At 70.0% G+C, this 24951-nt stretch carries 20 protein-coding genes and 1 riboswitch; of the genes, 9 read left to right on the top strand and 11 right to left on the bottom strand.

Going from position 1 to position 24951, the window contains the following annotated elements; all coding sequences use genetic code 11:
* The coding region (locus tag AX669_RS00105) for a small ribosomal subunit Rsm22 family protein (RefSeq protein ID WP_369815044.1) at positions 1-1164 on the top strand (1164 nt) is incomplete at its 5' end.
* 106 nt (positions 1165-1270) lie between these two features.
* Here AX669_RS00105 and upp read toward each other — a convergent pair.
* Positions 1271-1921, bottom strand: a complete 651-nt coding sequence (upp, locus tag AX669_RS00100; RefSeq protein WP_006945708.1) for a uracil phosphoribosyltransferase — start codon at positions 1919-1921, stop codon at positions 1271-1273.
* A 64-nt stretch (positions 1922-1985) separates the two neighbouring features.
* On the opposite strand from upp, the gene AX669_RS00095 reads away from it, so the two are divergent.
* Entirely contained in the window at positions 1986-2417 is a 432-nt protein-coding gene (locus tag AX669_RS00095; protein ID WP_062255812.1) for a nucleoside deaminase, read from the top strand.
* 12 nt (positions 2418-2429) lie between these two features.
* Here AX669_RS00095 and AX669_RS00090 read toward each other — a convergent pair whose 3' ends face one another.
* From AX669_RS00090 to AX669_RS00075, 4 genes are all read right to left on the bottom strand, one after another.
* Entirely contained in the window at positions 2430-3713 is a 1284-nt protein-coding gene (locus tag AX669_RS00090) for a DUF4921 family protein (protein WP_062255807.1), read from the bottom strand.
* A gap of 179 nt (positions 3714-3892) precedes the next feature.
* On the bottom strand, positions 3893-5422 hold the full coding sequence (locus AX669_RS00085) for a circularly permuted type 2 ATP-grasp protein (protein WP_062255805.1): 1530 nt from the start codon (positions 5420-5422) through the stop codon (positions 3893-3895).
* 10 nt (positions 5423-5432) lie between these two features.
* A complete protein-coding gene (locus AX669_RS12825) occupies positions 5433-5705 on the bottom strand; it encodes a DUF72 domain-containing protein (protein WP_197418806.1) in 273 nt (90 codons plus the stop codon).
* 313 nt (positions 5706-6018) lie between these two features.
* A complete protein-coding gene (locus AX669_RS00075) occupies positions 6019-6354 on the bottom strand; it encodes a DUF4235 domain-containing protein (protein WP_006945679.1) in 336 nt (111 codons plus the stop codon).
* A 270-nt stretch (positions 6355-6624) separates the two neighbouring features.
* Positions 6625-6733: riboswitch (TPP riboswitch) on the top strand.
* Between the two features lie 55 nt (positions 6734-6788).
* Here AX669_RS00075 and AX669_RS00070 point away from each other — a divergent pair.
* The 3 genes from AX669_RS00070 to AX669_RS00060 all read left to right on the top strand — a co-directional run bounded on the left by AX669_RS00070 (position 6789) and on the right by AX669_RS00060 (position 10871).
* Entirely contained in the window at positions 6789-7883 is a 1095-nt protein-coding gene (locus AX669_RS00070; RefSeq protein ID WP_062255801.1) for a thiamine ABC transporter substrate binding subunit, read from the top strand.
* Between the two features lie 10 nt (positions 7884-7893).
* Complete coding sequence (locus tag AX669_RS00065; protein WP_082740388.1) at positions 7894-9567, top strand: iron ABC transporter permease; 1674 nt, start codon at positions 7894-7896, stop codon at positions 9565-9567.
* Positions 9568-9707: 140 nt separating this feature from the next.
* On the top strand, positions 9708-10871 hold the full coding sequence (locus tag AX669_RS00060; protein WP_006945740.1) for an ABC transporter ATP-binding protein: 1164 nt from the start codon (positions 9708-9710) through the stop codon (positions 10869-10871).
* 23 nt (positions 10872-10894) lie between these two features.
* On the opposite strand, the gene AX669_RS00055 is transcribed toward AX669_RS00060, so the two are convergent.
* The 3 genes from AX669_RS00055 to AX669_RS00045 form a co-directional block, all read right to left on the bottom strand.
* A complete protein-coding gene (locus AX669_RS00055; RefSeq protein ID WP_062255799.1) occupies positions 10895-11737 on the bottom strand; it encodes a thioesterase family protein in 843 nt (280 codons plus the stop codon).
* A gap of 97 nt (positions 11738-11834) precedes the next feature.
* Positions 11835-13214, bottom strand: a complete 1380-nt coding sequence (locus AX669_RS00050; RefSeq protein WP_062255798.1) for a M1 family metallopeptidase — start codon at positions 13212-13214, stop codon at positions 11835-11837.
* A complete protein-coding gene (locus AX669_RS00045; RefSeq protein ID WP_062255796.1) occupies positions 13214-17389 on the bottom strand; it encodes a Pls/PosA family non-ribosomal peptide synthetase in 4176 nt (1391 codons plus the stop codon). Before AX669_RS00045 ends, AX669_RS00050 begins: the two co-directional genes overlap by 1 nt.
* 211 nt (positions 17390-17600) lie before the next feature.
* Here AX669_RS00045 and AX669_RS00040 point away from each other — a divergent pair, with 211 nt between their 5' ends.
* Entirely contained in the window at positions 17601-18647 is a 1047-nt protein-coding gene (locus AX669_RS00040; protein WP_062255794.1) for an ATP-dependent 6-phosphofructokinase, read from the top strand.
* 6 nt (positions 18648-18653) lie between these two features.
* Positions 18654-19067 (top strand): hypothetical protein, encoded by a 414-nt coding sequence (locus AX669_RS00035; RefSeq protein ID WP_082740386.1) that lies wholly within the window; start codon positions 18654-18656, stop codon positions 19065-19067.
* 172 nt (positions 19068-19239) lie between these two features.
* On the opposite strand, the gene AX669_RS00030 is transcribed toward AX669_RS00035, so the two are convergent.
* Together AX669_RS00030 and AX669_RS00025 are read right to left on the bottom strand one after the other, a co-directional pair.
* Complete coding sequence (locus AX669_RS00030) at positions 19240-19725, bottom strand: hypothetical protein (RefSeq protein WP_062255792.1); 486 nt, start codon at positions 19723-19725, stop codon at positions 19240-19242.
* Positions 19726-19735: 10 nt separating this feature from the next.
* Positions 19736-20632, bottom strand: a complete 897-nt coding sequence (locus tag AX669_RS00025) for a lysoplasmalogenase family protein (RefSeq protein ID WP_062255790.1) — start codon at positions 20630-20632, stop codon at positions 19736-19738.
* A gap of 254 nt (positions 20633-20886) precedes the next feature.
* Between AX669_RS00025 and AX669_RS00020 the strand changes: the two genes are divergently transcribed.
* Entirely contained in the window at positions 20887-21528 is a 642-nt protein-coding gene (locus AX669_RS00020; RefSeq protein WP_062255787.1) for a hypothetical protein, read from the top strand.
* Between the two features lie 100 nt (positions 21529-21628).
* On the opposite strand, the gene AX669_RS00015 is transcribed toward AX669_RS00020, so the two are convergent.
* The gene (locus AX669_RS00015; RefSeq protein WP_006945690.1) at positions 21629-22678 is read right to left on the bottom strand and encodes a pirin family protein; all 1050 of its coding nucleotides are present in this window, start codon (positions 22676-22678) and stop codon (positions 21629-21631) included.
* Positions 22679-22947: 269 nt separating this feature from the next.
* On the opposite strand from AX669_RS00015, the gene AX669_RS00010 reads away from it, so the two are divergent.
* The coding region (locus AX669_RS00010) for a bifunctional UDP-sugar hydrolase/5'-nucleotidase (protein WP_062255785.1) at positions 22948-24951 on the top strand (2004 nt) is incomplete at its 3' end.

Genomic DNA, 24951 nt, shown 5'->3' with positions numbered 1-24951 from the left:
GGCGGGTGCGCGCCGTCGGGCCCGCCGTGGAACGCGCGCGCCGCTGTCGCTGGTGGTGCGTACGCTGACGGCGTGGATCTGGCGATGAGTCTGCGCGATGCGCTCGAACGAGAAGCCTCCGGTACGGCGATCAAGCAGTTGAGTGACGCTGTCACGCGCCTGTCGACCCGGTATCGGGCCGTCGCGGCGGCTGACGAGCCCATTCTCGCGCGCCCCGTCGACGTGCTCGCGTACGCCCACTACCGCATGCCCGCGACGTTCGGTGCGGTGCGTTCGGCGCTGCGCGCCCTCGCCGATTCCGGTGTGTTCGACGCTGATTCGGTGACGTCGATGGTCGACCTCGGCGGCGGCACCGGCGCCGCGGCCTGGGCGGCGGCGGACGTCTTCGAGACGCTGCGCGACATCAGCGTCCTCGACCAGGTGCCGGCCGCGCTCGACCTGGGGCAGCGGCTCGCGCGCGCCAGTGGGGTGCCCGCCCTCGAGCGCACCGTGTGGCAGGAGGGCCGCGTCGGGTCGTGGAACGTGACGGTCGGTGCGCCATCCGGTGGCGGCGCCGATCTCGCGACGGTCTCCTATGTGTTGAGCGAGTTGTCGCCGCAGCAGGCCGATCGCATCGTCGCCGAGGCGACGTCAGCGGCGACGCGCGCCGTCGTCATCGTCGAACCCGGCACGCCGGACGGCTACGCGCGCATCCTGCGAGCCCGCGATCAACTGCTCGAGCAGTCGTGGTCGGTCGCGGCGCCATGTCCGCATCAGGGGGCGTGCCCGTTGCTCGCCAAGACGGAACCGGATTGGTGCCACTTCGCGGCGCGCGTCAACCGTTCGTCGGTGCACCGGCAGATCAAGGGTGGCGAGCTGTCGCACGAGGACGAGAAGTTCTCGTACGTCGCGATGGTGCGTGAGCCCGCGCACGTGGCGCAGGGTGTGCCGTTGCGCGACGGCGTCGATCTGACGCAGCGCCCCAGCGAGCGCGACGCCCGCATCATCCGGCATCCGAAGAAGAACAAGGGGTTCGTCGAGCTGCAGGTGTGCGAGGCGCTCGACGCCTCAGGCCTCGCCGGCCAGGTGCGACGCGCCGTCGTGACGAAGAAGGCCGGCCCGGCCTACAAGCAGGCTCGTGACGCTGGCTGGGGCGACGCCATCGACCTGGGTGCTCGGGGCTGAGGGCTGAAACGTTGCCATGCAGTGTTTCAGCCCCGAATGAGCGTGATGGGGGCCGAAACCCTGCACTGCAGGATTTCGGCCCCCATCGAGAATGCGGCTCAGGCGCTCACGCGTCGTGCGTCGCGATGCCGTAGAGACGGTCGCCGGCGTCGCCGAGGCCGGGCACGATGTAGCCGTTCTCGTTGAGCTTCTCGTCCATCGCACCGGTGACGAGGGTGATGGGCACCTCGATGTGCGACGTCAACTCCTCGAGCTTCGCCAGGCCTTCCGGCGCGGCGATGAGCACGACGGCCGTGATGTCGTCGGCGCCGCGCTCGACGAGGTAGTCGATCGTCGCGGCGAGGGTGCCGCCCGTCGCGAGCATCGGGTCGACGACGTAGACCTGACGGCCCGACAGGTCGTCGGGCAGACGGTTCGCGTACGTCGTCGCCTCGAGCGTCTCCTCGTTGCGCACGAGACCGAGGAAGCCGACCTCGGCCGTCGGCAGGAGCCGCATCATGCCGTCGAGCATGCCCAGGCCGGCGCGCAGGATCGGCACGAGCAGCGGACGCGGCGTCGCGAGCTTGATGCCGCGCGCCGTCGTCACCGGCGTCTCGACGTCGACCTCCTCGACGCGGACGTCACGCGTCGCCTCGTACGCGAGGAGCGTGACGAGTTCGTCGACGAGGCGACGGAACGTCGGGGAGTCGGTTCGCTTGTCACGCAGCGTCGTGAGCTTGTGCGAGATGAGCGGGTGGTCGGCAACGATGACGCGCATGGGACAAACTTAACCCGTGGATCTTCCCGTGGCACCAGCGATCGAGCTCACGTACGACGCGTGGATGGGGCGCGCGCTCGAACTGGCGCGTGAGGTGGGCGCGGCGGGAGACGTGCCGGTCGGAGCGCTCGTCGTCGATCCTGACGGCGAGGTGATCGGCGTCGGCGCGAACCTTCGTGAGGTCGACGGCGACCCGACGGGTCATGCGGAGATCGTCGCGATGCGGCGCGCTGCAGCGTCGCGAGGGTGCTGGCGCCTCGACGGCTGCACCCTGGTCGTCACGCTCGAACCGTGCCTCATGTGCGCGGGGGCAGCCGTTCAGGCGCGGCTGCCGCGCATCGTCCTCGGGGCGTGGGATCGCAAGGCCGGCGCCTGCGGCGGGCTGTGGGACGTCGTGCGCGACTCACGCTCGACCCACCGCATCGAGGTGGTCGGCGGCATCCGTGAGGACGAGTGTTCGGCGGTCCTCAAGGAATTCTTCGCGACCCGACGGTGACGCGCGCAGCGATCAGAGGCGGATGCCGGGGGCGAGGCGGCCCTCGTCCTGCAACCGGCGGAGCGCGGGAACGACGCGGTCGCGGACGCCCGCGGGGCTGATGGTGTTGAGGTAGATCTTCGTGCTGCCCTCGAACCCGGCGAGGTTGGCGATGCGCCACTTGAGCACGACGTGCCAGGGGATCTCGACCTCGCTCATGGACGGCGGACGGTGGTGCCACTCCTCGTTGCACGGCACGTCGGCTCCGGTCGCGGCATGCGCGGCGTGGACGAGGTCGGCCATTGCGTGACGTTCGTCGTCGGTCATGAGCCATGGCTCGCACGTGCCGGACGTCGACCAGATCTCGATGCTCGGGTAGCGGTGGCCGAACCCGGCGAAGGCGATCGCGTGAGCGTTCTCCGCGACGACGAGATCGTGGCTGCGCGCGTAGGCGATGAGTTCCTCGAACACGCGCGGATCGCGACGCGCCGCATCGATGTCGAGGTCGGTCGAGGTGCCGAACTCGTCGATGCCGACGATCTGCTTGTGCAGGTGGTCGAACGACGCGCCCGCCGGCTTGAGCCAGTTCTGGAAGGCCGCGACGTAGCGCACGTGCGGGTTCGTCGCGTACAGCTCGGCCATCGCGTCGATCGTCAGGTCGAGGTATTCGCGGTGCTCGGTCGGCGTCAGGGCGCCTGACGAGGCGAGCTGGTCGCTGCGCGTCGCGCCGTCGACGTAGTGGCGGCGGCCGACGATGACGTCATGGGTGCTCGCGAAGAAATCGCCTGCAGCGTCGAGGAGTTCGGCGTCCGTGGCGACCTCGGCGCGCTTGCCGAGACGCACCCGCGCGAGGCGCAGCAGGTGTTCGCGCCCTCCGTCAGCAGCCTCGTAGGCGCGGCGGCGGGCCTCGATCGCGTCGTCGAACGTGTAGCCGTGGTTGGCCTGCCAGTAGTCGACCGACATGATCTCGAACAGGTTCGGGATGCGGCGGAACTCGGCGACCTGCGACGTCACCTCGGCCGGCGTCAGACCACGCAGTCGGACGAAGCGCGGCGCCTCGGCGGAACCTGCGGCGAGGACGGAGCGCACCTTCTCCGGTGGCGTCTCGAGGTAGCGCTCGGAGCAGAACGCGCAGGACGACGTGAAGTCCTGCGCCACGAGGTCTTTGACATCAGCAGGGACGAGCCCGAGGGGACGGTCGCCGCGGCCGGGCACCGTCCACACCTTCGTACCGCTCAGCGGGTTGACCTGCTTCGTCGTGCCGTCCGCCATCGAGCGGATGAACTCGGTCGGCTGCTGGCTGGCGTCGCGCGTCATGACTCCAGTCTCACCCACGGCGCCGCGCCCCGTCTCCTCTGCGTGCAAGTGCACCTGGGTGCACTTGCACGCAGAGGCGTGGGGCTGCGCGACCGGGCGTAACTCTGCGCACGGTGGCGCGGCCCGTCGACGATCGCGTCAGGGCGCTTCGAGTGTCGCACCGGGCCGCGATGCGGGCGTCAGCGCTGGATCCAGGTGTCCTTCGCGCCGCCGCCGGCCGAGACGTTGACGATCATCGTGCCCGCTGGGGCGACGCGCGTCATCGCTCCCGGTGTCGTGACGGCGACGGTGCGCGAGACGTCCTGCTCGTCCGGGCGCTGCAGCACGAACGCGCGCAGGTCGACGTGGCTCGGCGCGAACGAGCCGTCGACGAGCGTCGGCAGGGTCGACAACGGCACGATGTCCTGCGCGACGAAGCGCTCAGGCGTCTCACGGATCTCCCGACGGCGCGTCTCCAGCTCGTCGGCCGAGCACTCCGGGCCGACGGTGATTCCGCTGCCGCCGTAGCCGTCGATCGGCTTGACGACGAGTTCGTCGAGGCGATCGAGCACCTCCTCGCGGTGGTCCTCGCGGGCGCACAGCAGCGTCGGCACCTGCGCGAGCAGCGGCTTCTCGCCGAGGTAGAAATCGATGATGTCGGGCACGAGCGCGTACGTCGCCTTGTCGTCGGCGAGGCCGTTGCCGGGCGCATTGACGATGGCGACCGCGCCCGCCGCGAGCACGTCACGCAGCGCGTCGCCGAGCGGACGACCGTCCGCGCCCTTCGCTTCGAACAGCTCGGTCTCACCCATGCGCGGGTTGAGCAGGTGCACGCGGTGACGTTCGCCGCCGTCGAGGCGCCACAGCTTGCCGTCGTCGACGACGAGGGCGTCTGCCGTCACGATGGCGGCGCCGACCTGGCCGCTCACGAGGTTCTGCTCGTACCAGGTCGTGTCCGTCGGGCCGGGGGAGACCATGCACAGGCCGATCTCGCCCTCGGCAACGCCACCGTCGACGAGTCTTGCGCTTGCGATGAGCGACTCGTGCAGCAGCCCGTACGTCCGGGTCGGGTGCTCGAGCGTCTCCGCGGGCGGCAGGATCTCGGCGAAGTGGTTCTCGAGCACCTCACGGTTGATGTGCGTCATGCCCAGCCCGCCGGGCATGCGCAGGTTGTCCTCGAGCACCATCCACTCGCCGGACGCGGGCGAGACGAGGTCGAGGCCGCAGATGCCGGCGCGGACGAAGTCGGCGGGCACCCGCTGGCCGTCCTTGGACCAGCCGGGCGAGCGACGCAGCATGTCGGCGTCGACGCGGCCCGCCTTGATGATCTCGCCGGGGCCGTAGACGTCGCGCAGGAAGAGTTCGAGCGCACGGACGCGCTGCTCGGCGCCGGCGCTGAGCTCGGCCCAGCGCTCGGCCGAGATGATGCGCGGCACGATGTCGATCGGGTACGGGCGGTTGCCGTCCTCGGAGTTGATCGTCACGCCGAGCTCGGTCAGGCCCTTGCCGGCCGCTTCGAGGCGGCGCGACACCTCGTCGGGCCCGAGCGTCTCGATGCGCTCGATGACGGCCGCGTAGTCGGGGCGCAGCTCCGCATCGTCGGTGACGGATTCGTCGTGCACGCCCGGGGTCTCGGGTTCGTGCTCGCGGTATTCGCTGAACGCCTCGGGGACGATCTCGCCCTCTGCGCCCTCGTCGTTCGTCGGGTTCGTGCCCTGTGCCGTGGTCATGGGGACGACGTTACGGCAGACGGCTCACGTGCGCTCGCGCACGAAGCGGGACGTGCGTGAGGCCCTTGGGGGCCTTGACGGTAATGCGGAACCCGTCGGGTAGGCGGCGGCGCCAATCCTCGAAGGTCGTGAGTGACGGCCAGCGGTAGTAGCTGGCGTTGAGTGCGACAGTGTCGAAGAGGTTCGCCGCGTAGTACTCGAGGCGCACGCGGTCGGCGACGCCTGCGGGGTAGACGGTGCCTCTCCAGGAGGCGTATGTCCGGCCTGACGTGCCGAGGCGCAGTTCTGCACGGGTGGTCGTGCTCGTGGCGTCAGCATGCCACCGGAGCGCGGCGTGACGTTCGGCCGGGACGTGAATGTGGACGAGATTCGCCGAGGCGGGCGTGAATCGCGGATGTGGACGGAATTCGCCGGTGTGGAGAAATTCGCAGAACGGTCAGTGATGCGTCGGCCCGAGACACGCGAGGAGGGCCAGGCAGAACCTGACCCTCCAAGCGAACAGCTCCATGCGCAACATGGACGCCCCCGTGTCTGCTGCACCGAGCGTGGGAGCCGAGTTCGCGAGGCTCCCACGCCGGAAAGCGGACGAGGGGGAATTACTTCATGACGACGACGGGCGCCTGGCTCTTGCCCTTCTGGGCTTCCTTGGCTTCTTCTTCGGCGCGCTTGACGAGGGCCTGCGGCGGGTGGCCGGCGGACTTGGTGAAGTAGTCGGCGGCGCGGCGTTCGGCGTACATCTTCGCGGCGGCGAGTGCGCCGGTGGAGATGGCGGCGTAGATCGCGGCTTCGATGATGCTGGCGTTCGGGTCCTTCGCGCTGCGCGGGCTCTTGCCGGTCGTCATCTTCCACGTCTTGGTGGCGGTGGTCGTCGCGATCTTGCTGGCGACGATGCCGGCGCCCATGCTCAGCACCTTCCACACGAGGTTGCCCATGGTGTTTCCCCTTACGTGTCGTCGGCCGTCGTGAGGCGTCGTCGAGCCTCGGGCCGTTGATGTCTTGGGTCCATCCTCGCGCGTGCATGTGTCGCTGCGCCAGTCGGCATGGTCATCAGCCCGGTCTGACGGGGGTGGGCGTCGTGGCGGCCGGCTCGTGCACGGGGGATCCGGCGTCGGCGTGAGGTGCGCACGAGCCGGCAGCGGGGATGCCGGAGTGCGAAGCGGGCCGAAGCGTGTCGTCCGTCGGTGGTCGGTGCTAATCTCACGCTCGAACGACAGGGGAGCGCAGTGTGCGCTGAGATCGTGCCGCACCCGGCACCAAACCCTCGAACCTGACCCGGTTAGCACCGGCGGAGGAAGTCGAGTTCTCACTCGTCGCGCGTACGTGCGGGCGACGACGTCCCTCACTGGCCGTGAGGAGGAACGTTCACATGATGTCTCGTGGTGGCCGCGCCGTGCTGGCGCTCGCGTGCGTGGGTGCGCTGGCGGCGTGCAGCGTCGACAACAACTCGTCGGTGTCGAAGTCGAGTTCGGCGAGCGGCTCGGGTGCGTCGGGTTCGGGCGCGTCGAAGACGGTCACGTTGGTGACGCACGAGTCGTGGGCGCCCGACAAGAACGTCATGGCCGAGTTCACGAAGCAGACGGGCTACACCGTCAAGGTCGTGAAGTCCGGTGACGCCGGTGAGCTCGCGAACAAGCTCGTGCTGAGCAAGAACAACCCGCTCGGTGACGTCGTGTTCGGCATCGACAACACGTTCGCCTCGCGTGTCGCGACGAACGACGTCCTCGAGCCGTACAGCCCGAAGGGCGCGCCTGCGTCGGCGTCGAAGTACGAGCTGCCGGACGGCCAGGGCAAGGGGCAGCTGTCGCCGATCGACACCGCGTCGGTGTGCGTCAACGTCGACGACGCGTGGTTCACGAAGAACCACAAGACGAAGCCCGCGTCGTTCGACGACCTCGTCAAGCCCGAGTACAAGAACCTCATGGTCGCGCCGGGCGCGTCGTCGAGCTCGCCGGGCATGGCGTTCTTCCTCGCGACCGTCGGCCACTACGGCCAGGACGGCTGGGAGGCGTACTGGAAGAAGCTCATGGCGAACGGGCTCAAGCTGACGTCGGGCTGGAGCGACGCGTACGAGGTCGACTTCACCGGCAGCGGCAAGGGCAAGCGTCCGATCGTCGTCAGTTACGACAGCTCGCCGGCGTTCACCGTCGACAAGGCGAGCACGTCGACGACGTCGGCGCTGCTCGACACGTGCTTCCGATCGACCGAGTACGCCGGTGTGCTCAAGGGGGCGAAGAACCCCGACGGCGCGAAGGCACTCATCGACTTCATGAACGGTGCGAGCTTCCAGAAGTCGCTGCCCGACTCGATGTACGTCTTCCCCGTCGACTCGAACGTCGAACTGCTCAAGGCGTGGGCGGCGAACGCGAAGCAGCCGACGAAGCCGATCGAGGTGTCGCCCGCCGACATCGACAAGAACCGTTCCGAATGGCTGACGAAGTGGAAGGACGTCACGTCCAAGTGACGCCCGAGCGATGAACGGCACCCGTGATGGTCTGCGTCGCGGCGCACGAGCCCGGGGCGCTCGCGCGCCGTTCGTCATGGCCGCGCTTGCCGTCGTCCCGCTCGTGTTCCTCGCGATCTTCTTCGCGTGGCCCGTCGCAGCGATGGCGGTGCGTGGGCTCGCGCCGGGTGGGCACGTCGATCTGGGCGGATTCACGGACGTCCTGACGCGCCCGCGCATCCTGCGCGTGCTGTGGTTCACCGTGTGGATGGCGGCGCTCGCGACGGCGTGCTCGGTGCTGCTCGGTGTGCCCGTCGCGCACGCTCTGTATCGGCTGCGCGTGCCGGGGGCGGGGGTGTGGCGCGCGCTCGTCGTCCTACCGTTCGTCATGCCGACGGTCGTCGTCGGCGTCGCGTTCCGGTCGCTGTTCGCCGACGGCGGCCCGCTTGCCTGGTTGGGCTGGGACGGCTCGTGGCAGCCGGTGCTGCTCGCGATGGTGTTCTTCAACGTGTCCGTCGTCGTGCGCACCGTCGGGCCGATGTGGGCGTCGCTCGACCCGCGCACGGCGGAGTCGGCGGCGGCACTCGGGGCATCACCGCGGGAGGTCTTCCGGACGGTGACGTGGCCGCAGCTGCGCCCCGCCGTCGTCAGCGCCGCGAGCGTCGTGTTTCTGTTCTGCTCGACGGCGTTCGGCATCGTCCTCATGCTCGGTGGCCTGCGCTACTCGACGCTCGAGACGGAGATCTACTCCCTCACCGTCGAATTCCTCGACCTGCGAGCCGCGGCGGTGCTGTCGGTGACGCAGTTCGTCCTCGTCGCGGCGCTGCTCGTCGTCAGCGAACGCTCGCGCATCGGGCGTCATGACGAGCGGGTGCGACGCGGCGTGACGCAGCAGACGGCGCTGCGACGTCCTGGGCGCGGTGACGTGGCTGCCCTGACGCTCACCGCCGCCGTCGGGGCGCTCATCCTGGCGCCGCTGGTGACGCTGCTCGTGCGCTCGCTGCGTTCCGATGGCGGCTGGACCGTGCAGCACTATCGCGGATTGGGTGACCTCGGGGTCGTCGGTGCGCTCTCGCAGAGCTGGCGCATCGCGATCGACGCTGCGTTGCTCGCGCTCGTGCTGGGGGTGTGCGTCAGCGTCGTCGTGTCGTGGCGCGCGGCGAGCCCGACGGGGCGGCGTGTCGTCCGGCTGCTCGACGCGGCGTTCATGCTGCCGCTCGGCGTCTCGGCCGTGACCGTCGGTTTCGGTTTCCTCATCACGCTCGACCGGCCGCCTCTCGACCTGCGTTCGTCGTCAGCGCTCATTCCGATCGCGCAGGCGATGGTCGCGCTACCGCTCGTCGTGCGCACGCTGACGCCCGTGCTGCGCTCGCTCGACCCACGTCCGCGCGAGGCGGCCGCCGCGCTCGGGGCCTCGCCGGTCCGGGCATGGATGACGGCGGATCTGCCGGTGCTGTGGCGACCCTTCGTCGCGGCAGCCGGGTTCGCGCTCGCGGTTTCGCTCGGCGAGTTCGGCGCGACGGCCTTTCTCGCGCAACCTGATTCGCCGACGTTGCCCGTCGTCATCTACCAGCTGATCGGGCGCCCCGGCGACGCCAACTTCGGTGGCGCGATGGCAGCGTCCGTCGTGCTCGCAGCCGTGACTGGCCTCGTCATGGTGGCCGTCGACAAGATCGGCGGCGTCGCCGCAGGGAGGATGGGCTGATGGTGGGACGACCCAGGCGAGGCGACGCCGGTCCGGCGTGGGCTGGTGGGACGCCGGTCGGTGAAGAGCGGGCCAACGGGATGCCGTCTGGTGGCGAGAGGTCCGACGGGTTGCGAGCCGGTGGGACGCGGTCCGAGGGGATGACGTCTGGTGGCGAGCGGGCCGATGGTGAGCGGGCCGCGGAGGCGGCGCGCGGGCTCGTCGTCAGCGGCGCCCGCGTGACGTTCGCCGGCCAGGAGTCACCGGCGCTCGACGACGTCGATGTCACCGTCGACGCCGGGCGCGTGCTCGCCGTCCTCGGCCCGAGCGGCTGCGGCAAGTCGACGCTGCTGCGCGCCGTCGCAGGCTTGCAGCGTCTCGACGCGGGGCGCGTCAGCTTCGACGGCGACGACGTGACGCGCGTGCCGACGCACAAGCGCGACTTCGCGCTGATGTTCCAGGACGGCCAACTGTTCGGGCACCTCGACGTCGCCGCGAACGTCGCCTACGGGCTGGCGCGACGTGGTGTGGGGCGCGCCGAGCAGGCCGCACGCGTCGGGCAACTGCTCGACCTCGTCGGGCTGCCTGGCTACGAGAAGCGTTCTCCCGCAACGCTTTCCGGCGGTCAACAGCAGCGTGTGGCGCTCGCGCGGGCCCTCGCGGTGCGACCGCGGTTGTTGCTCCTCGACGAGCCGCTCTCGGCCCTCGACAGAGGCCTGCGCGAGCGGTTGTCGACCGATCTGCGGGCCATCCTCACCGCCGAGAACGCGACCGCACTGTTCGTCACGCACGATCACGGCGAGGCGCTCACCGTCGCCGACGACATCGCCGTCATGCGCGACGGACGCATCGTCCAGCACGGTGCCGCGCCTGAGGTGTGGGCCGTGCCGTCCGACGAAGACACCGCCGATTTCCTCGGCTTCACGACGACCCTGGACCCCGACGAGGCGACAGCGGTGGGCCTCGCGCCGGGGCGTTGGAAGTTGCGTCAGAGTGCCCTACGGGTGGTTGCGACAGGAACGGCGTCCGGCTCCTCTTCGGGAGACGGTGTCGCAATGCGTGACGCCGGGGCGACGCATGGTTCCTCGTGGGGCGAAGCGGCCGGAGCGCGTGACGCCCGGGCCCCCCGCGCGCTGGCGGCGAGCATCGTGCACAGCGCGGTGGCGGACGAGTTGACGCGCGTGAGCGTCCGGCTCGATGCGCTGCCCATGCTGGAGCTGGCTGCTGTGGCCTACCCCGGCGACGTCGAACCGGCCGCGCTCGAGCCCGGCGCCCGCGTCGGCGTCGTGCTCGACGCCTCCCAGGGCGTGCAGTTCACCCACTGACGATTCCCGGGCAACATCGCGCGTCAGAGCTTGCGGACCGTCAGGCTCTGCGCGATGCGTCCGACGGGGCCGTGGATGTCGTGCAGTGACGTCATCGTGACGCCGAGCCCGCTCTCGCCCATCGCGACGGTGGTGTCGAATCCCGTTGCGGTGGGGTCGGGTTGGCGGAAGAGATGCACCGTCAAATCGACGTTGGGGTACATCCACTCGCGCGGATCGACGCGGACGGCGATGCCGTTGGCGCCGTCGATGACGGAGAGGAAGTGCGTCGTCGGGGTGATCTGTTCACCCATGACGATCGGCAGCTGCGTGCGCAGCCAGACGCGGTGTCGGCCCGGCACGTAAGGTTCGGCCTCGTAACCGTCGAGGGAGTGGATGAAGCCGCCCGGCCACATGCTCGACATGCTGTAGGGGGTGCATTCTTCGAGGGGCGGCATGGTGGGCACGTCGGCGCCCGCCACCGGTGAGGAATCCTGCTTCGACAGACGCCACGCGCGCCCGACGATAATGGTTCGTCCGTCGACGCTGAACGTGGCTTCGACGAGTTCGATCGTGCGGCCGGGGCGGATCGTGCGCACCGACACGAGCGTCGGACGCAGCGGGATGAAGCCGAGGACGTCGAAGGTGATCTTCGCAAGCTGCATGTCGTCGCGCGGCTCGTGCTGTTCGATGCAGTGCACCATGAGCCCTGCCGACGCGGCGAGGTGCTGCTCGCCCTCGTTCCAGGCGCCCTGCACGTGGATCGTCGGATCGAACAGGCGCGCGCCCTCGGGGGCTCCTTCGGGGGTCTCGAGGCGGGGGATGAAGTAGGTGTCGACGTCCTCGCGCGGCGTGAACGCAGGAAGCTCAGGTGCATCAGCTGGCATGCCCTCACCCTACCCATCTGGTGTGACCTGGATCGCTTCGGTGGCGGCGCCGCGTACCCATCTGCGATTCCTGTCCACATTCAATGGCTCGAGTGGGTCAGACGCGCGTGGAGCCTGGCCCAGGCAGCTGCGGCAGGGGGAGGGTCTCGAGCCACTCGGCGATGAGGGCGCCCACGGGTTCGACGCCGGCTGCGGCAGCCACCTCGTCCGCGAGCCGCACGAACTGCTGCGTCGTCACCGTCTTGCCGGTGTTCTCGGCCACCCATCGCTGCAGCAGCGTGAAGAACGCGGCGTCACCCATCGTCAGGCGCAGGGCGTGCAGCGTCAGCGCTCCGCGCTTGTAGACGCGGTCGTCGAACATGTCCTTCGGGCCCGGATCGTGCAGGCGCAGATCCTTCGGCAGCCGCGACAGGCGCAGCCACGCCTCGCGCGCCCGCTGGTCGGCGCTCCCGAGATGGATCTCCTCGCTCCACAGCCACTCGCTGTAGCAGGCGAAACCCTCGTGGAGCCAGATGTCCTCCCACGACGCCGCCGTCACGGCGTTGCCGAACCACTGGTGCGCGAGTTCGTGCGCGATGAGGCGCTGCGCGTCCCAGCCGCGGTTCGCGAAGTTGGAACCGAACGTCGACAACGTCTGCGACTCGAGGGGGATCTCGAGCGGGTCGTCGGTGATGACGGCCGTGTACGAGGCGAAGGGGTACGCGCCGAAGCGCGAGGAGAAGAAATCGATCATGTGCAGCTGGTCGGAGAACGCCTCTCGGACCGGCTCACGCAGACGAGGCGGGAAGACGAGGCGGACGTCCGTCGGCTTCGCCTGGATCTGACGGGTCTGGTACGGCCCGATCTGCAACGTCGCCAGGTACGGAGACATGGGTGCTGTGCACTCGTACGTCCACGTCGCACGTCGGCCCGTGTGACGGCGGCGCAGCAGAGTGCCGTTGGCGACGACGTGGTACTCGGCATCCGTCGTCACGGCGAAGCGGTAGACGGCCTTGTCCGCGGCACGGTCGTTGCACGGGAACCACGTCGGCGAACCGTGGGGCTGCGACGCGACGATGACGCCGTTCTCCAGCTCCTCCCAGCCCGCGTCGCCATCGGGCCCGCGCATCGGACCGGGCGAACCTTTGTAGGCGACGGTGACGGTGAAGCGCGCGCCCGGCGCGAGCGGCTGCGCGAACCGGATGAACAGCCGCGAACGCTCCTGGCCGAACCGCGCCATCTTCGCGCCCGACACCGTCAGCTTCGCGACCTTGAGCCGGTGATGCAGGTCGAGTTCGATCCGGCGCACCCCGCCGTCGACGAGCGAGGCCTCCGGCACGTCGTCGACGATGCGGCAGGCGAGCACGGCCGTGGCGTCGAGACGGTTACCGGCGGGCGTGTAGTCGAGGGTCAGATCGTAGGAATCGACGCCGAACGCCAGATCGCCGTGACCCGGGACGTAGGGGTCGGCGCCGCCGCTCGGAGTGCTGCTGAACATCAGGAATCGCTTTCGGGTCGTGCGGTTGGCGTGGCGTCGCGTCCCTCGAAGGAGGCGCCGTTCGTGACGGGCTGCCCGTCGCCGGGGTGTTCGTCGGATGCTACCGGTGAGGACGGTTCGTCGTGGAACTCGACGTGGGTCGCGCCCTGCGAAGTGCGCGCCGCTTCGTCATCGTGCGCGACGGCGTCGTCGGTTTCCATCTCGCCGCCGTCGCGGCGGGCGTCGGCGGGGTTCTCGTCCTCGATCCACGGGCCGATGGGATTGCCGAGCCAGCGGGTCTTGTCAGGCACGCTCTCGCCGCGCATGACGAGGGACGTCGGCCCGACGGTCGCGTGTGTGCCGATCTTCGCGGCGGGCAGGACGACGCTGTTCGGGCCGAGCGTCGCGCCGGTGCCGAGGGTGACGGTGTCCATCGCGAGGATGCGGTCGTGGAACAGATGAGTCTGCACGACACAACCCGAGTTGACGCAGGCGCCGTCGCCGAGGCGGATGAGGTCGGCTTCGGGCAACCAGTACGTCTCGCACCACACGCCGTGGCCGATCTTCGCTCCCATCGCGCGCAGCCACAGGTTGAGCACCGGCGTGCCGCCGTTGGCGCGGATGAGCCAGGGCGCGGCGACGACCTCGGTGAACGTGTCGGCGAGTTCGTTGCGCCACACGAACGAACTCCACAGCGGGTATTCGGTGACGCGCAGGCGCCCGACCAGTAGCCACTTCGCGATGACGGCGGACGCCCCGCCGAGCGCGCCGAAGCCGACGAGCACGAATCCTGCCGTCAGCGCCGCCAGCCACCACGAGTGCGTGTCGGCGACCCACAGCATCGTCAGCGCTGCACCGGCGATGAGCGCCGAGTGCAGCGACTGCGGGATGATCCGCAGCGCCTCGACGACGGCGCGCGCGACACGCAGCTTTGTCGGCGGCGCGGTGGTACGGGAGGCGTCCGTCTCACCGGCCTGGCGGCGCAGACGTTGCGGCGGCGAGCCGAGCCAGCTCGTGCCCTTCTTCGCCGCCCCGCGTGCGGGCGCGGCCGACAGTACGGCGACGAGGCCGCGCTTCGGCACCTTGCGCCCGGGCGCGGCCATGCCCGAGTTGCCGATGAAGGCACCCTTGCCGACCTTGACGGGCGCGATGCGAATCCAGCCGCCGCCGAGTTCGTAGTTGGCGACGAGGGTGTCGTCGGCGAGGAACGCGCCCTCGCCGACGTCCGCCATCTTCGGCAGCATGAGCACGGTCGAGGCCTCGACCTCACGTCCGATCTTCGCGCCGAGCGCGCGCAGCCAATTAGGCGTCAGCGTGCTCGAGTAGAGCGGGAACAGCCAGGTGCGGGCCTCGTCGAGGATGCGCATTGTCGTCCACGCGCGCCAGCCCTGACCGCCGTGAATCGGGTGGTGGCCGGCGACGAGGCCGCGGCCGAGGGCGCGCACCGCAGCCAGGATGACGAGTGCCGTGACGACGAAACCGACGAGCGTCGCCGGGATGACGCCGATCGCGCCGATGCGGGCGATGTCCGCGACCGAGTCGGCGTGACGCAGCCAGGGCCACAGCACGGCCAGCCCGGCCGCCGAACCCACCGATGGGATGAGCGACGCGGCGATGCCCGTCGCGCCGTACGCGACGAGCCAGATCGGCTTGTTCGGCGGCGCCTGCTCGTCCCACGGGCCGCGTGCGGTGCCGATGTGCTCGGCAGGCGCCCCGGACCAGAGCTGATCGGCGGGCACCCGACCGAACACGCCCGAACCGGGAGCGATCTCCGCGCGCTTGCCGACGCGGGCGCCGGGCAGCAGCGTCGAGCGCGTGCCGACGCGGGCGTTCGGTCCGACCTCGATGCGTCCGAGATGGAACGTGTCACCGTCGATCCAGTGCCCGCGCAGCTCCACCTCGGGCTCGATCGAGCAGCCCTTGCCGAGCGTGAGGAAGCCGGTGACGGGCGGCAGGCTGTGCAGGTCGACGTGCTTCTTGATGTCGCAGCCGAGCAGGCGGCCGTAGAACTTGACGAGCGGCGCACCGGCGAGGTTGGTGGCGCCCAGTTCGTCGGCGATGCGTTCGGCGAGCCAGACGCGCAGGTGGGTGCGTCCACCGCGGCTGTACGCGCCCGGCGTCACCCCCGCGAGGATGGTGCGGGCGAATCCGGCGGCCAGCAGCATCCGCCCCGGCGGGGCGACGAACAGCACCCAGCCCACGAGGATCCACCACCAGCTCAGCGTCGGCACCCACGTCATGCCGGAGGCGTGCGCGAGGTTCGCGCCGGCACCCAACCACGTCAGCCAACGCAGCGCCGAGAACTGGCGTACAGCGAGCGACGCGACGACCTGCAACGTCTGCGTGCTGCGGCGCACCTTGACGACGTTGTCGTTCAATCGCCCGGTGGGAGAGGACATCTGGTCGATCGTCGCGGCGAGTTCGGTGATCGAGTTCGCCTCGTAGACGTCGGCGACGGTGATCTCCGGGTTCGTCTCACGCAGCCGCGCGACGAGCTGCGCCGCCGTCAGCGAGCCGCCGCCGAGGTCGAAGAAGTTGTCGTCCGGCGACGTCGGGGGAGTGCCCAGGATGCTGGCGAACAGCTCCTGCAGCCGCGCCGCCGTGCCCGTGAACGTCTCGCCGTCGCCGTCACCCATCGGGATCTCGAGGGGCCATGGCAGCGCATCGCGGTCGATCTTGCCGGAGGTGCGCGTCGGCAGCGTGTCGACGACGGCGAGCTGCGGCACGAGCGCCGCGGGCATCGTCTCGCGCAGGTGCGCGGTGGCGGCCTTGCGGTCGAAGCCGTCCTTGACGGTGAGGTAGCCGACGAGCAGCTTGTTGCCCGTCTCCGAGGTACGCACCGCCGCAGCCGCACCACTGACGTGCGGCAGTTGCAGCAGCGCGGAGTCGACCTCGCCGAGCTCGATGCGTCGGCCGTTGAGTTTGATCTGGTCGTCGGCGCGGCCTTGGAACGTCAGACCGATCGGATCGTTGACGACGATGTCGCCGCTTCGGTACGCGCGATCCCACCCGAGCGTCGGCATCGGCGCGTACTTCTCCGCGTCCTTGGCCGGATCGAGGTAGCGCGCGAGGCCGACGCCGCCGATGATGAGCTCGCCCGCCTCACCCTGCGGCACGGGGTTGCCCTCGGAGTCGACGACGGCGAGATCCCACCCGTCGAGGGGCAAGCCGATGCGCACGGGTGGCTCACCCGTCAGCTGCGCGGCGCAGGCGACGACGGTCGCCTCCGTCGGGCCGTAGGTATTCCACACCTCGCGGGCCTCGGTCGCGAGACGGGCACCGATCTCGGGCGGGCACGCCTCGCCGCCGAGGATGACGAGGCGGACGTCCTTGATCGCCTCGTGCGGCCACAGCGCGACGAGCGTCGGCACCGTCGAGATGATCGTGATGTCGTTCGCCGTCAGCCACGGCCCCAGATCCATGCCCGACTTCACCAGGCTGCGCGGTGCGGGCACGAGGCAGGCACCGTAGCGCCACGCGAGCCACATCTCCTCGCAGCTCGCGTCGAACGCGACGGACAGACCCGCCATGACGCGATCACCCGGCGCGATGGGTGCGTTCTGCAGGAACAGGTTGGCCTCGGCGTCGACGAACGCCGCAGCGTTGCGATGCGTGACGGCCACGCCCTTCGGCTTGCCCGTCGAACCCGAGGTGAAGATGATCCACGCGTCGTCGGTGAGGGCAGGGTCGCCGGTGCGCACGTCGTCATGCGCCGCGGCGTCGTCGGCGTGCGGCGCGCGGGGGCTGATGACGAGGTCCTTGCCGATGATGGCGGCGACGTCGGCCTCGCCGAAGACGGTGTCGGCGCGCTCGTCGGGGTCGTCGAAGTCGACCGGCACGTACGCGCAGCCCGCGACGAGCGTCCCCGCGATCGCGACGTACAGATCAAGGGTTCCCGACGGGATGCGGATGCCGATGCGCTCACCCGAACCGATGCCCAGCTCGTGCAGGGCGTCGGCGAACTGCTCTGCGGCCTGGGCGAATTCGGCGTACGTCAGCACGTCCTGGCCGTTGTCGACGGCCGGGTCGTCCGGGTGCGCGGCGACGCTCGCGCGCAGGATGTCGACGAGTGTGCGCGGCGCGGGAGCCAGATCGCCACGCAGCAACGGGTCGCGGGTTCCGGATGGCTCTGGCTCCGCAGCCTCCGGCTCGGTGGGAACAGGGGCTTGAGGCGTCGTGTCGTCGGGGCGCGTCATGCTCACGGATCCTGCCGTCGAGGTGTGGTGACACCTCATCGTAATGGGCAACGCTCCTCCCGACGGGTGTCCCCCGCGCACGCGCGATGCGTCGCGCCGGCTGCCGTCCCATCCACATGGCTGCGGGTCTACTCGTCCGTAGGGAGAGACGCGACGTCCCACCCGGCGGTGCGGGTGCCCCCTGCCGCCGCGCATGGGAGAAACTAGGCGCATGAGCATCGGCATCCTGACCTCTGGCGGCGACTGCCCCGGCCTCAACGCCGTCATCCGTGGCGCGGTGATGAAGGGCGATAAGATCTATGAGCAGGAGTTCGCCGGCATCCGTGACGGGTGGCGCGGCCTCATCGTCGACGACGTGTTCTCCCTTCCACGCCGTCGCGTGCGTGGGCTGTCCAAGGAGGGGGGCACCATCCTCGGCACCTCCCGAACGCACCCCTACAACGGCATCGACGGCGTCGGAGGCCCCGACGCGATCCGCGCCGTCATGGAACGGCACAGCATGGAGGGGATCATTGCGATCGGAGGCGAGGGCACGCTGTCGGGTGCCGCGCGTCTCGCCGCTGACGGGCTGCCCGTCGTCGGCGTGCCGAAGACCATCGACAACGACCTGTCGGGCACCGACTACACCTTCGGTTTCGACACCGCCGTCTCCATCGCGACCGAGTCGATCGACCGACTGCGCACGACGACGGAGGCGCACCACCGCTGCATGGTCGTCGAGGTCATGGGCCGTCACGTCGGCTGGATCGCACTGCACGCAGGGCTCGCGAGCGGCGCCCACGCCATCCTCATCCCCGAGGTGTCGGTGACGCTCGCGCAGATCACCGAGTGGGTACTGCTGACGCAGGCGCGCGGGCGTGCACCTGTCGTCGTCGTGTCCGAGGGGTTCCAGCTGAAGAACGACAAGGGCGAGCTCGAGGACATCGCGGCCGAACGTGGCCTCGACGCCGCCGGGCGCCCGCGCCTCGGTGGCATCGGTGAGGCGCTCGCACCGCTCATCGAACGCTCAACCGGCATCGAGACGCGCGCCGCGACGCTCGGCCACCTGCAGCGCGGCGGCGTGCCGACGGCCTACGACCGCGTGCTGGCCACGCGCTTCGGGCACGCCGCCATCGACGCCGTCATGCAGCGCAAGTGGGGTCAGATGGTGGCGCTCTCGGGCATCGACATCGTGACGGTGCCGATGGCCGAGGCGACGAAGGAGCTCAAGACCGTCCCGCGCAAGCAGTGGGACGAGGCAGCCGTCCTGTTCGGGTGATCGACGGTGCATGAGACGCGCTGGGCGCGCGCCGTCCGGCGTGGGGGCCAGTACCTCGGCGCCGGTGACGGGGGTGCGGGCGGCCGCGACGGCCTCGTCGTCATCGTCGTGTTCGCCCCTGTCAGCCACGTCGACGCGGTGCGTGACGCTGCGGCGCGGGCCGGGGCGGGTGCGATCGGCGACTACCGCGCGTGCTCGTTCAGCGTCACCGGCGAAGGGCGCTTCGAACCGCTCGCCGGCGCGCAGCCCCACATCGGCGCCGTAGGGCGCCCCGAGGTCGTGCAGGAGCAGCGCATCGAAGTCGTGTGCCCGCGGCGCGACGCCGTGCGGGCGCTCGACGCCATGCTCGCCGCGCACCCGTACGAGGAACCGGCCTGGCACGCCTACCGTGCGCTGTCGCGGGAGGATCTTGCGAGGTGATCGCTGCGCGTGATGCGGCGTGGCGGCCTCGCATGGCGCGCTGCGGTGGCCTCGCGTGATGCAGGATGGCGACTGGCGAACAGGGAGGCACGCAGTTGCGCGCCTACGTGTGAGTGACCTGCCATCCGGCGGGCGTCTCCTGCGGCGCCGGGCCGGCGAGCACCCAGACCCGTCAGGGCCACAGCCAGCAGTAGACGTGCTTGCCCTCGTCGCCGGCCGTCAGCGCGAGCGCGACGAACTGGGCCAGGAACTCGCCGAGTTCACGTGGGTCGGCCTCCCACTCGTCGGCGTCCTCGGGTGCTTCGACGGCGGCCCATTGGGCGGCGAGGTCGCCGAACGGCCCCTCGCGCGTCGACATGAGCGCGACGAATCCCGGGTCGACCTGCAGGACGAACTTCTGCTCGTCGTCACTCGTCGCGACGAGCGCGGGCCAGCCGTTCGTCACGAACTCCTCGACGGGCACGCCCGTCAACAGCTCGTTGAGGTAGCCGAGCGCGAGGCCCGGATCGACGACCTGGGAGGGGACGACGTCGTACTCGACTGCCGGAGCGTCGGATTCGTCGTCGAACGGGATCGAGCGCACGCCCGTCTCGAGGTTGACGAGCGCCGCGGCCTCCTCGTCGGACGCGGCGGCGAAGTAGTCGATCTGCAGAGCCATGCCTGCATTATCACCCGCGGTGACATCGCGCGGGAGTGATGTCGTCGGCGGCCAACGCGTCGACGAGCATCGCGAGCGCCGCGGTGTACGTCGCCATGACGGCGGTGTCGGCGACGCGCCGCAGCCTGCTGTGCGGCAGCAGTTGTCGGGTGACGATGAGGGCGTCGCTCGCGAGGAAGATGGCCCCGCCGCGGGCGGTACGGGCGTCGTCCTGGGCGAGCATGGCCATGGCGACGAGGAGCGCCCCGTAGGTCGCGACGACAGGGTCGGGCAGTGCGGACGATGGCGCGTCGGGCGTGCGAGGCTCGGCGGCGCTCGGCTGAACCCTGGCGGCGTCCGGGTTGTGAGCGGCGCTCGGAGCGCTGTCGTCCGGCACGATCGACGAGACGGAATCGCGCCGGGCGGCAACGTGATCGACCACGGCGAGCGCGGCGAGCGTCGTCACGCCGACTGCGATCGTGCGCGGCGTGAAACGCTGGCCGCGCGTGCGCATGACGGTGAGCAGGCCGAGCTGCTGTACACCGAATGCGGCCGCGCCGCGACGCAGATGACGGCGAGCCGCCGCGCCCTCGCTGCGCGACTCGGCGAGCATGAGGTGGTCGCCGATGGCCGAGCCGGTGAGGGCGACGAGCAGCGTGCCGGTGGTACGACGGCGACGCGGGGTCCACGCCCCCGGGCGAGTCGCGACGTCGAGCGCGGCGAGCGGTGCGACGAGATGCTTGGTGACGGCGTGGAGGCGATCGTCGGGCAACGGAGCCCCGAGGCTGGTCGTCGCAGCGACGACGACGTATGCCGCGGCCGAGGGGCGCGTCGCCGCGAGGCGAGCGATGGCAGGGCGCGTGGACGCGCGGGGAAGTGAGGCGATTGCGCGGCCTGCCGAACGGTGGCGCAGAGGACGCAGTTTCATACCCGCTCACCGTGCGTCATCGTCATCTCTCCTTGAACTCGGGTTCGGTCTCGGGGCGCGTCAGCGCCGTTCTCGTCCCCTCAGCATCGCAGCTTCGCGATGGCCTCGCGGTGGATATCGACCCCGCGGGCGTGGATAACGGGCAGGCAGCTTCGCGGGGCGGGTTCTGTGTCGCCGGAGTGAGCACGAGGTGGCGAGCTCAGGTTTGCCTGCACTGGTTGGCGCATCTCGCTGCGCGGCCGCATGATCGGCGCATGAATCGCCTGCCCGAACCGCTCGACGAGGTGCTCTTCCCCGCCGAGCTGTTCCGCCCCGAAAGCGTCGACAAGCCCGCCGCGGACGACGGCGTCGTCGCCAACTCACGCCTGACCGCAACGCTCGGCGCCTCGCTCGTCCTCATCCTGGGCGCCGTCGGCGTCACCTTGCTCGACGTCGAGGGGCTCATCGAGTGGCATGCGGGGCTGGGCATCGCCGCGGGCGTCGTCGTCCTCGTCAAGCTGACCTCCACCGGCTACCGGCTCGTGCGTTACTACACGCGCGACGGCCGCTACGTCGCGTCAGGGCCACCGTTCATCGTGCTGCGACTGCTTGCGCCGCTGCTCGTGGTGCTCACTGCGAGCGTCATCGGCACTGGCGTCGTGACGCTGTACGAACCGGACACGATCTGGCTGACGCTGCACGAGGCGTCGTTCTGGGGGTGGATCATCTGCGCCGCGACGCACGTCCTCGCCTACGTGTGGCGGCTGCCGAAGGTCATCGCAGCCCCGCGCGGTCAGCGCCCACGCCCTCGGACGACGCCCGCGGTCACGGCCGTCGTCGCGATCGTCACCCTCGCACTGGCCGTCGGCTTCGCGGTGTGGTTCGTCATGCAGATGCCCGCTCTGCCCGTTGGGTGACGACGCCGGCCGGCCCGTCGTGGGCGACGAGCCGGCCTCGAAGGTGGACGAAAATCGCCGATGGGGACGAAAATCGCAGTTGGGGACGGCGGCGCGGTGGTCAGGGGGTCGTGATGGTGCCTCCGTGCGGCATGGCGGCCACGGCGTCGCGCAGTTCGGCCTCCGTCGCGCGGTAGGGGCGCAGGGCGTCCGCGGGGACGCGGCCGAGGCGTCCTGAGCGGAAGTCCTCGAACGCCGCCATGACCTCCGCCTTCGTGTTCATGACGAAGGGACCGTACTGCACGACGGGTTCCTTGATGGGGCGACCGCCGAGCAGCAGCACCTCGAGCGACGGGGTCTCGACGTCCTGGCGGGCGTCGGCGGTCAGCGTCATGAGGTCACCGGCGCTCGTGACGATCGTCTGACCCGCCGAGATGGGCCGGGGCGACGAACCGTCAGCGGGCGTGCTGCCGATGGTGCCCGAACCGGACAGGACGAACACGAGGCCGTTGTAGGACGCCTCCCACGGGATGTCGGCGCGCACGCCGGCAGGGATCGTCGCGTGTGCCATCGTGATCGGCGTGTGCGTGCTGCCCGGGCCGCGGAAGCCGCCGATGGAGCCGGCGATGATGCGGATGAGCGCGGCACCGTCGTGCGTCGTCACGAGCTCGGAGTCCGTGCCGTCGATGTTCTGGTATCGCGGGTCGGCGAACTTCTGCGCGGCCGGCAGGTTGACCCACAGCTGGATGCCGTGGAAGAAACCGCCCGAGACGACGAGCTCGGCCGGGGGCGTCTCGATGTGCAGCACGCCCGAACCGGCCGTCATCCACTGGGTGGCGCCGTTCTCGATCATGCCGCCACCCCCGTGCGAATCTTGGTGCTGGAAGCGCCCGTCCATGATATAGGTGACGGTCTCGAAACCGCGATGCGGGTGCCAGTCGGTGCCCTTCGGCTCGCCCGGGGCGTAGTTGACGGCGCCCATCTCGTCCATGTGGACGAAGGGGTCGAGCTCGTCGTGAGGGATGCCGGCGAAGGCGCGCGTGACCGGGAAACCCTCGCCCTCGTACCCCTTCGGGCCGGCCACGTGACGGGTGACGCGGCGCTCGCGGGCCGTGGCCGCGGGTGCGGCGAGGCGCGGCAACGTGAGCGTGTCTGCGGTGACGGCGGGCATGTGATCCTCCTGGCGATCGGTTGCCTGGTTCAACCTAGTTTACATTTCAACTATTCCGCCTGGCGGGGTGGGTGAGGTGGACGGCCGCCACCGCGGTTTCGCCCGTGGTCGACGACGTCAGGCGAACAGTTGGTGAACATCATGCGCAGGGGGCGCTGGGGGCACCCAGGGGGTGGCCAGCCTGCGCACAATGAGGCGCTGTCCTTCCTGCAGCGGCGACGTGCCCCAGGCCGAGCGTCCGCCGAACACTTCGAACCTCGAGGAACCTCATGACCAACCGCATCGCGCGCACCTGTGCCCTCTCCGGTGTGCTCGCACTCGCCTTCGCCGGTACCCTGACGCCTGCCGCGAACGCCGCCACCGTCGTTCCCACGCTCGACGCCGACCTCACGCCCGTCACGCTGCTCGGCACCAACGATTTCCACGGTCACTTCACGAAGGACTTCGCCTGCACCGTCGCCTCGGCCGAGCAGGAGTTCCCGGGTTCGGCGTTCATCTCGGCCGGTGACAACGTCGGCGGTTCGCCGTTCGAGTCGGCCTCGCAGGACGACAACCCGTCGATCGACTACCTCAACGCCCTGAAGCTGCAGGTCTCCTCCGTCGGCAACCACGAGTTCGACAAGGGCTTCGACGACCTGACCGGTCACGTCCAGTCGCGCGCGCAGTGGACCTACCTCGGTGCCAACGTCTACGAGAAGGGCACGACGACGCCCGCGCTGCCCGAGTACAAGGTGCTCGACGTCAACGGCGTCAAGGTCGCCGTCGTCGGTGCCGTCACGACGGACACGAAGAACATGGTCGGCGCCGACGGCATCGCGAGCATCGACTTCGGTGACCCCGTGGCCGCCGTCAACCGTGTCGCCGCGAAGCTGAAGGACGGCGACCCGTCGAACGGTGAGGCCGACGTCGTCGTCGCCGAGTACCACGAGGGTGCGCCGGAGGGCGGCAGCGCGACGCTGGAGCAGATGGAATCCGCGAGCCCCGTCTTCAAGAACATCGTGACGAAGACGAGCGCGAACGTCTCTGCGATCTTCACCGGCCATACCCACCAGCTGTACGACTGGGACGCTCCCATGCCTGACGGCGACGGCACGCGCCCGATCATCCAGACCGACTTCTACGCGCACAACCTGGGCATCCTCAACCTCGGCTACGACAAGGCCTCGGGGAAGGTGAAGCAGTACTCCGTCGTCAACCGCAAGGTCACGGCGCCGACGGACGCCTGCGCGTCGCTGCCCGCCTACACTGCGGCGGCCTCCATCGTCGACTCGGCGAACGCGCGCGCCGCGCAGATCGGTCAGCAGGTCATCGCGCAGGCCACGGGCCCGATCACCTCGGCGCTCAAGCCCGACGGCTCGCGCGACGACCGTCTCGCCGAGTCGAACCTGTCGAACGCCATCGCGCAGAGCTACGTCGACTCCCTCAACGCGCCCGGTCGCCCGGGCAGCGTCGAGATCGGCATCATGAACCCCGGCGGCGTGCGCGCCGACCTCGTCCCCGACGCCGCGGGCAACCTGACGTTCGCGCAGGCCGCGGCCGTCATGCCGTTCAACAACACGGTCGCGACGCGTGAGATCTCGGGCTCGACGTTCGTCAAGCTCCTCGAGCAGCAGTGGCAGCCCGACGGCGCCTCCCGCCCGTTCCTCAAGATGGGCCTGTCGAGCAACGTCACGTACACGTTCGACGAGACCAAGCCCGCGGGCTCGCGCATCACCAGCGTCATGGTGGGCGGCAAGCCCATCGACCCGGCGGCGAAGTACACCGTCGCGTCCAACTCCTTCCTCATGGCCGGCGGCGACAACTTCACCGCCCTCAACGAGGGTGGCCCGATCTCCGACTCCGGTCTCATCGACCAGGGCCTGTTCGTCGAGTGGCTCAAGGCGCACAGCCCGGTGAAGCCGTCGTACGCCAAGCAGTCGCTGTCCATCCATGGCCAGCCGACGAGCGTCAAGGCCGGGGAGAAGGTCGAGTTCACCGCCTCCGGCTTCGACATGACGAGCAAGAACTCGCCGACGAACACCTCGGTCGAGGTCTCGATCGGTGGCCACGTGGTCGGAACGTTCCCGATCAGCGCGACGAGCGCCGCCACCCCGCCCTACCCGGCCAACCACGGTGAGGCCACGATCTCGTTCACCGCCCCGAGCGACCTCGCCGCCGGCGACGCCGTGATCACGCTGAGGGCCAAGGAATCCGGCACGACGGGCAGCTTCCCCGTGACGCTCGAGGCCGGCGCCACGACGACCCCGACGCCGACGACCGAGCCGACGACGCCG

Origin of the sequence: Dermacoccus sp. CCH2-D9 (assembly GCF_001556795.1) — a bacterium.
GTDB lineage: Bacteria > Actinomycetota > Actinomycetes > Actinomycetales > Dermatophilaceae > Dermacoccus > Dermacoccus nishinomiyaensis.
This window is presented reverse-complemented; position numbering and strand designations above follow the sequence as displayed.

Excerpts from the sequence above, each read along its gene's own strand:
- upp (WP_006945708.1), bottom strand. The coding sequence starts at position 1,921 with ATGCGCGTCATCGTTGCCGACCACCCGCTCATCTCGCACAAGCTCACG.
- AX669_RS00095 (WP_062255812.1), top strand. The coding sequence starts at position 1,986 with ATGGGGCGCGCGCTCGAACTGGCGCGTGAGGTGGGCGCGGCGGGAGAC.
- AX669_RS00090 (WP_062255807.1), bottom strand. The coding sequence starts at position 3,713 with ATGACGCGCGACGCCAGCCAGCAGCCGACCGAGTTCATCCGCTCGATG.
- AX669_RS00085 (WP_062255805.1), bottom strand. The coding sequence starts at position 5,422 with ATGACCACGGCACAGGGCACGAACCCGACGAACGACGAGGGCGCAGAG.
- AX669_RS00075 (WP_006945679.1), bottom strand. The coding sequence starts at position 6,354 with ATGGGCAACCTCGTGTGGAAGGTGCTGAGCATGGGCGCCGGCATCGTC.
- AX669_RS00070 (WP_062255801.1), top strand. The coding sequence starts at position 6,789 with ATGATGTCTCGTGGTGGCCGCGCCGTGCTGGCGCTCGCGTGCGTGGGT.
- AX669_RS00065 (WP_082740388.1), top strand. The coding sequence starts at position 7,894 with ATGAACGGCACCCGTGATGGTCTGCGTCGCGGCGCACGAGCCCGGGGC.
- AX669_RS00060 (WP_006945740.1), top strand. The coding sequence starts at position 9,708 with ATGACGTCTGGTGGCGAGCGGGCCGATGGTGAGCGGGCCGCGGAGGCG.
- AX669_RS00055 (WP_062255799.1), bottom strand. The coding sequence starts at position 11,737 with ATGCCAGCTGATGCACCTGAGCTTCCTGCGTTCACGCCGCGCGAGGAC.
- AX669_RS00050 (WP_062255798.1), bottom strand. The coding sequence starts at position 13,214 with ATGTTCAGCAGCACTCCGAGCGGCGGCGCCGACCCCTACGTCCCGGGT.
- AX669_RS00045 (WP_062255796.1), bottom strand. The coding sequence starts at position 17,389 with ATGACGCGCCCCGACGACACGACGCCTCAAGCCCCTGTTCCCACCGAG.
- AX669_RS00040 (WP_062255794.1), top strand. The coding sequence starts at position 17,601 with ATGAGCATCGGCATCCTGACCTCTGGCGGCGACTGCCCCGGCCTCAAC.
- AX669_RS00030 (WP_062255792.1), bottom strand. The coding sequence starts at position 19,725 with ATGGCTCTGCAGATCGACTACTTCGCCGCCGCGTCCGACGAGGAGGCC.
- AX669_RS00025 (WP_062255790.1), bottom strand. The coding sequence starts at position 20,632 with ATGAAACTGCGTCCTCTGCGCCACCGTTCGGCAGGCCGCGCAATCGCC.
- AX669_RS00020 (WP_062255787.1), top strand. The coding sequence starts at position 20,887 with ATGAATCGCCTGCCCGAACCGCTCGACGAGGTGCTCTTCCCCGCCGAG.
- AX669_RS00015 (WP_006945690.1), bottom strand. The coding sequence starts at position 22,678 with ATGCCCGCCGTCACCGCAGACACGCTCACGTTGCCGCGCCTCGCCGCA.